Source organism: Oliverpabstia sp., from assembly GCF_022785585.1.
In the GTDB taxonomy this organism is placed as follows: Bacteria; Bacillota; Clostridia; order Lachnospirales; family Lachnospiraceae; genus Oliverpabstia; species Oliverpabstia intestinalis.
The window spans coordinates 1-4,607 of the sequence record NZ_JALFPR010000059.1; the positions used below are offsets into that span (position 1 = coordinate 1).

Annotated in this window: 5 protein-coding genes and 1 pseudogene; all 6 read right to left on the reverse strand. The window is 45.7% G+C overall.

The genetic code is table 11. The annotated features are described in order from the left end of the window. Nucleotides 1–459, reverse strand: a pseudogene (locus tag MSA64_RS03750) (transglutaminase domain-containing protein); the annotation flags it as partial. Between the two features lie 113 nt (nucleotides 460–572). After that, on the reverse strand, nucleotides 573–1,712 hold the full coding sequence (locus tag MSA64_RS03755) for an SLC13 family permease (protein WP_287890604.1): 1,140 nt from the start codon (nucleotides 1,710–1,712) through the stop codon (nucleotides 573–575). A gap of 4 nt (nucleotides 1,713–1,716) precedes the next feature. Further along, nucleotides 1,717–1,914 carry a hypothetical protein gene (locus MSA64_RS03760; protein WP_022171276.1) on the reverse strand — a complete coding sequence of 66 codons (198 nt, stop codon included), beginning with the start codon at nucleotides 1,912–1,914 and terminating at the stop codon, nucleotides 1,717–1,719. 64 nt (nucleotides 1,915–1,978) lie between these two features. Further along, nucleotides 1,979–2,545, reverse strand: a complete 567-nt coding sequence (locus MSA64_RS03765; RefSeq protein ID WP_287890606.1) for a chromate transporter — start codon at nucleotides 2,543–2,545, stop codon at nucleotides 1,979–1,981. After that, a complete protein-coding gene (locus MSA64_RS03770; protein WP_418888108.1) occupies nucleotides 2,542–3,132 on the reverse strand; it encodes a chromate transporter in 591 nt (196 codons plus the stop codon). The genes MSA64_RS03765 and MSA64_RS03770 overlap by 4 nt, the downstream gene beginning before the upstream one ends. Before the next feature lie 220 nt (nucleotides 3,133–3,352). Next, nucleotides 3,353–4,606 (reverse strand): phosphopyruvate hydratase, encoded by a 1,254-nt coding sequence (eno, locus tag MSA64_RS03775; RefSeq protein ID WP_287890609.1) that lies wholly within the window; start codon nucleotides 4,604–4,606, stop codon nucleotides 3,353–3,355. Nucleotide 4,607: the final 1 nt, after the last annotated feature.

Below are 4,607 nucleotides of genomic sequence, written 5' to 3' on the forward strand. Positions count from 1 at the left end.
TGCCTTGGCAATCCCCTCGCAGACACCCACACCCTGTCCCAGCGGTCCGATGATCTCATGGGAATAGGCTTTCTTTAATTTATCATACCGGACATTCTCGCATATAAAGTCGTGGACAAATTTTTCTTTTTCCCACTCGGACTTACCCTTTACCGGGCGCACCAGCTTTTCTACTCTCGCCTGCATGGCGCGCTGGTGTTCTTTTACTTTATTTTTCTCAAACAGATATTCCGGCACAAAGATCAGATTCGGGGAATCCTGATAATATTTGTAGCGAAATCCCGTCGCCCAGAAGATCTCTGGGTGATCCAGACGGAGCTGGAAAAACACATTGTAGAGTTCTTCCGGCTCCAGACGTGGAAGCAAGATTTCATCTGCCATGTTCTGAACTCCCTGAAGGATATTATGGTAGGCAGACTGCTGCGTTTTGTTCATGTGGTTATAATAATATGTTTCGATGACGGTTCTCCTTTGTATTTCTTCTTTTCACAAATAAGGGTGGAAAATGCGATTCTGCGCCTTTTATTTTGTTTCCTATTTTCTATATTCTTCAATCATACTTTCCTTATACGTTATACTACAACAGTCACTGCCAACAGCACAATTGCAAAGACTATATTCCATACCGTAAAATACCGAAAATATTGCCCTTTTGTACCAGCTGTTTCATTCTTTTCACTTTCCTGTACATAAAATTTATAAGAGATCAGACTTGCCAGGGAAGCGATCAGGGTTCCCAGACCTCCAATATTCACTCCCCGGAGAAGCATAGGATAGTCTGTAGTAAAACCGGAAAGTAAAATAGCCGCCGGAACATTGCTGATGACCTGGCTGGCAGCAAAACCAAGAATAAGTTCATGTCCTTCCAGTACTTTTATCAGCAGTTCTTTTACGATTGAAATCCGCCCCATATTTCCGATAAATACAAAAAATGCAACAAAAGTAAGAAGCAGACTATAATCTACTCTCAGCGGTAAAAATTCTTCTTTTCCACTTCCGAAAAGGAACAGACAAATCAGAAGTGTAATTCCCAGAAGCACTGGCCAGGACAGTACACGTAAAACCGTTGCCAGACTTACGCAAAAAAGGAAGAGCAAAATCAGATTTTCAGCTGTTTTGTTCTTTTTGGTTTTTCTCCTGATCTGTTCTATCTGCATACTTTCATTCTTCTGTAACAGACAGCCCCCGATCAGAAGAAGCAAAGATACCAGTGACAAAGGTCCCATGACCTTTACAAAGGACAGAGCAGACATTCCGGAGACGGAATACAAATACAGATTCTGCGGATTACCCACCGGAGTTGCCATACTTCCAAGATTGGCAGCTATCGTCTCCATGGTAATCACCGGAATCATCCGCTGATCCAGTTTTGCCATACGCAGCACCAGAATCGTAAACGGCACAAAAGTCAGAAGTGCCACATCATTGGTAATCCACATAGAGCAGAAAAAACAAAGTCCCACCAGAACCAGCATCAACTGCCGGAAAGTGTGTACCTTTTTCAGCAGTGTATTCGCCATCTGTTCAAATAACCCAGTCTTCTTAAATCCCTCCATGATCGTCATCAGACAAAACAATAAAGCCAGTACTCTGGTGTCAATATATCCTGCATAAGCTCGGTCCGGTCTGACAAAAAACATGGAAATAACAGCAAGAAAAACCGCGATACAAAGCACGGTTTCTCTTTTTAAATATACAATTACTCTCTTCATCTTCTTATACCAGTGTCAGAACCCGGCTCGTCAGGGATATGACCAGAATGATCACCGCGATGATTCCCACGATCCGGAAGATTTTTGTCTGTCGTACCGACTGATACTTCATGCCTCTTGCAAATCCTTTTGGGTTGATCGCCATGAAAAGGGCAATGGCAAGGCAGATCGTATCCAGAATAATACCTATCCAAAATTCCATAGATGTTCTCCTTTATGTTTTCTGTGTTCCAGTATACCGCAATTTTCAGGAAAAGAAAATCCTTTTATCCGATCCCCGCAATCGCCATCAGCAGCTTCAGCACTCCTGCCAGTGCCATCACAAGTACCGGGTTCCATTTTGTTTTCCGAAGAAGGATCAGGCAGATCACAAAGATTCCCACCATCACCCAGCGGGTGTCCGCCAGTGCGATGGCATCCGCCCCGTTCCAGAAGGCAGATACCAGAATCGATACGCCCGCAGACGCGATCATCGCCACAACCGCCGGTCGTAGAGACTGTAAGATGCTCTGCAACAGATCCATTTTCTGATATTTCAGGTACAGCCAGGCAAGTAACGTTACCAAAATGCATGAAGGCAGAATACATCCCAATGTGGAAACCACTGCTCCCGGGATTCCGGCGATCTTGGTTCCGACAAAGGTTGCGGAATTGATCGCGATGGGACCCGGTGTCATCTGGGAAATGGTGATCAGATTAGTGAATTCTCCCATGTCCAGCCATCCGTGACGGCTCACCACCTGTTCCTGAATTAACGGCATCGCGGCATAACCGCCTCCGAAGCTGAACATGCCGATCTGAAGAAAACTGAAAAATAACTGAAGATAAATCATTTCTTCCGTTTCCCCCTTCCTGCCAGTACCGTGCGGATCACTCCCATCGCAATACAGATCAGCACGATATACACCACCGGAACTTCCATCACATAAGAAGCGATAAAAGCGGCTGCCATGATCACAATCGATGTCCACTCTTTTTTCTTCGTGATCCCCGCTGCCATATCCCATACCACGGAAGCGATCACTGCTCCCACGCCAGCCTGCATCCCGTCCAGAAGCTCACTGATGATGAAATTATCCCGAAATATCTGATAAAAAACAGAGATCACAGAGATGATAAGAAAAGGTGGCAGAACTGTTCCGAAAATTGCTGTCAGTACCCCTGCAAGACCGGCCAGTTTATAGCCAACCACAATTGCTCCATTTACCGCGATCGCCCCAGGTGCCGACTGTGCAATAGCAATCAGATCCAACATCTCATTTTCTTCGATCCAATGGTACTTATCCACGAACTTATCCTTCATCAGCGTAACGATCACATATCCGCCACCAAAAGTAAAGGCACTCAGATATAACGTGGACAAAAACAATTTCCAAAGCACCTTTTGTTTTTTCCTCACATTCTTCCTCCTGATTTTCATCTGTTTTATCTTTTCAGCAACATACGCTTTTATTGTATCAGTTTCTTTTTTTCTTTACAATCACTTCCGTAGTTCAACAGAACAAAGAACGTGTTCTGACACATCCGCATGAAACATTTTTCATTTACAGAAAAGCCTTTTTTGACATAGAAAAGGGTGCATCGATTTTTACAAAAATCGATGCACCCACCTCTAATGATCCGACAGCATTTTTCTGCCTTTATTTTTTGATGCCAAATGCTTCTTTTCCCGGAAATACTGCTGCTTCACCGAGTTCTTCCTCGATTCTTAACAGCTGGTTGTATTTTGCCACACGTTCGCTTCGGCTTGGTGCACCGGTCTTGATCTGACAGGTGTTCAGTGCTACTGCAAGATCTGCGATCGTGGTGTCTTCTGTTTCACCGGAACGGTGAGAGGAAATGGCGGTATACCCTGCTTTGTGTGCCATATTGATAGCTTCCAGTGTCTCGGATACGGAACCGATCTGGTTCAGTTTGATCAGGATGGAGTTTGCACAGCCAAGGCCGATTCCTTTTGCCAGGCGTTCGGTGTTGGTTACGAACAGATCATCGCCAACCAGCTGTACCGTATCTCCCAGCTCTTTGGTCATCATCTGCCATCCTTCCCAGTCTTCCTCATCCAGACCGTCTTCAATGGAGTAGATCGGATATTTGCTGCACAGTTCTTTCCAGTGTGCTACCAGTTCTTCCGATGTAAATTTCTTTCCGCATTTTGGCAGAACGTATTCGCCCCTCTTGCTTCCTTTCCACTCACTGGATGCTGCATCCATAGCCAGTACGAAATCTTTGCCCGATTCGTAGCCTGCTCTTTTAATCGCCTCCAGAATGCACTCGATGGCTTCTTCATCGCTGCCAAGATCCGGTGCGAATCCACCTTCGTCACCTACGGAAGTAGCCAGACCTTTCTCTTTTAACAGAGCTGCCAGTGCGTGGAAGACTTCCGTACACCAGCGCAGACCTTCTTTGAAGCTTGCTGCGCCTGCAGGCATGATCATGAATTCCTGTACATCTACCGTGTTGGCTGCATGTGCACCACCATTCAAGATGTTCATCATCGGCAGTGGCAGGCGATTGCCGTTTACACCGCCCAGGAAACGATACAGTGGCAGATCCAGTGCGTTTGCTGCCGCTCTGGCACCTGCAATCGATACTGCCAGAATAGCGTTTGCGCCCAGATTGGATTTTTCTTTGGTTCCGTCTGCTTTGATCATAGCTGCATCTATCGCATAGATATCCAGCGCATTGACGCCTTTTAATGTTTCATTGATTACTGTGTTTACATTGGCAACCGCTTTGGATACACCTTTGCCTCCGAATTTTTCTTTATCTCCGTCTCTCAGCTCCAGTGCTTCGAATTCTCCGGTAGATGCGCCGCTGGGTGCGGTTCCTCTTCCCATGGTACCGTCCGAAAGATAAACCTCTGCTTCTACAGTAGGATTGCCTCTGGAGTCAATA